This window comes from Aliiglaciecola sp. CAU 1673 (genome assembly GCF_029223185.1).
Classification (GTDB): Bacteria; Pseudomonadota; Gammaproteobacteria; order Enterobacterales; family Alteromonadaceae; genus Bowmanella.
In genome coordinates this window covers 194,236-195,125 of record NZ_JARHUG010000008.1, presented here as the reverse complement: position 1 = coordinate 195,125, position 890 = coordinate 194,236, and the positions used below count along the sequence as shown (strand labels likewise).

General features: G+C 52.5%; 1 rRNA gene. It reads left to right on the top strand.

Annotated features, from left to right (window positions below):
- Nucleotides 1–2 precede the first annotated feature (2 nt).
- A 5S ribosomal RNA gene (rrf, locus tag P2G88_RS09990) occupies nucleotides 3–118 on the top strand.
- Nucleotides 119–890 lie beyond the last annotated feature (772 nt).

Here is an 890-nt window from a genome sequence, read left to right as displayed (position 1 = left end):
TGCCTGGCGGCCATAGCGTTACGGAACCACCTGAATCCATTCCGAACTCAGAAGTGAAACGTAACAGCGGCGATGGTAGTGTGGGGTCTCCCCATGTGAGAGTAGCACACCGCCAGGCTCCCATTCCTGAAGAAGGGCTATCCGAAAGGATGGCCCTTTTTTATTGCCTGCAAATTGGCAACAGCATCACTTTACTCTGCATTGTCTTACGGATAGCCCTTCCCCAGGAAAGCACTGACGTGCTAATCCAAGGGGCAGACCATACCCATCAACTGTTGTACCTTCCTAGTTCCAACAGCCAGCTATCATCTGTCACCCTTCCCTGGGGTAGCCTCCAGCCCTTCATCCATGAAGGTCGCTCCATGGGCTGCGTTCTATCGAACGGTCCCATTACGCCCCCATGTGAGAGAAGTATCACCCACACGGTAGTGCGCCAGGCTCCCAATAAAAGCCAAGAGGCCACCCTAATCGGGTGGCCTTTTTGCATTTTACCTCCCTGTAAAATGTCCTTCGGACCAGCTGGAGCTGTCCCAATCTGCTCCTGCAGATTGGTGCTTTTAGCGCTGCCGCGCAGTATCTACCAAACACCGAAGACCATACCCATCTACCGTTTATCGTTCCGTGTTCCAACGGCAAGCAGTCATCTGTCATTCATCCGTGAAGCTGTTTCCAGGTCGGCCTTTATGCTTACGGCATCCTGCCTACAGCAAAAGTCCAGGTCAGGCATCCAATGCCTTCCCGTAAATCAATTACGGTGATACTTAATCCCCGTCCGGGCGTGATTTACCCAGGCTCCCGTTCAGTCGGCTGCGAATGTCCACTGGACATTCGGTCCTCCTTCACCCCCATGTGAGAGGTTGACACTAAATCTAAGTTAATCAAAATCTTGC